Origin of the sequence: Finegoldia magna (assembly GCF_018371055.1) — a bacterium.
In the GTDB taxonomy this organism is placed as follows: Bacteria; Bacillota; Clostridia; order Tissierellales; family Peptoniphilaceae; genus Finegoldia; species Finegoldia magna_I.
The window spans coordinates 1-1,073 of record NZ_JAGYZD010000373.1; the positions used below are offsets into that span (position 1 = coordinate 1).

The window sequence follows — 1,073 nt, forward strand, 5'->3', positions numbered from 1 at the left end:
GGGAAGACCTGGTTGGCACTTGGAATGCTCTGTAATGAGTAAATCAATTTTGGGTGACACTATCGACATTCACGCTGGTGGAGAAGATTTGCAATTCCCGCACCACGAAAATGAAATCGCACAATCAGAAACATGCACTGGAGCTAATTTTGCAAATTATTGGTTACACAATTCTATGATAACTGTAGATAAGGAAAAAATGAGCAAATCAAAGAACAATTTCTTCTTATTAAAAGATATCGAAAAAGAATTTGATTTGGAAGTTATCAGATTGTGGTTGTTATCAGTTCACTACAGAAATCCGATTGATTTCAGTCACGACACATTAGTTGCTACAAAAAACTCTCTGGAAAGATTGTACACTGCTAAGAGATTCTTAAATAGAATTTTGGATAACTCTTCTGAAAAAGAAGAAAAAGATGATAATATAAAAACATTCAGAGAAAAATTCGAACAAGCTATGGATGATGACATCAATACGGCCGATGCAATTAGCGTATTGTTTGATTTCATTAAATATATCAACAAAAATTACAATGAAAATACATCTAAAAATATCTTGCTTGACGCTAAGAAATTAATGGATGATATTTCTTATGTTTTGGGAATTTTATTCAAAGAAGATGACGATGATTTGGATTCTGAAATAGAAGATTTGATCGAACAAAGAAATTCTGCTAGAAAAGAAAAAGACTTCAAAAAAGCAGACGAAATAAGAGACAAACTCTTATCTATGGGAATTGTGTTAAAAGACACAAGAGATGGAGTTATATGGGAGAGAAGTAATTAATGAAGGTTAATCTAATTAGATACACTCCAGATGCACAAAAACTTGTCGCGTCAAGTGCAAAACTTTGCTATTCAGATAGTTCTGTTATGGAGATTGAAGAAGGACTAACTGATGAAAATGTAGAAAATTTCATAGATAAATTAATGGATTTGGGACACATGTCACCGGTTGAACACATTAGTTTTACTTTTGCAATAGAGGGTGTATCTAGAACTTTGACCCACCAATTGGTCAGACACAGATTAGCAAGCTACTCGCAAAAATCTCAACGATATGTGAGAGC

At 33.4% G+C, this 1,073-nt stretch carries 2 protein-coding genes; both read left to right on the top strand.

What is annotated here, in order from left to right; genetic code table 11:
* Positions 1–790, top strand: a 790-nt coding sequence (locus KHW44_RS09975) for a DALR domain-containing protein (protein ID WP_304069001.1), incomplete at its 5' end; no start/stop codon positions are given.
* The coding region (gene thyX / locus KHW44_RS09980) for an FAD-dependent thymidylate synthase (RefSeq protein ID WP_304069003.1) at positions 790–1,073 on the top strand (284 nt) is incomplete at its 3' end. The genes KHW44_RS09975 and thyX, both read left to right, overlap by 1 nt.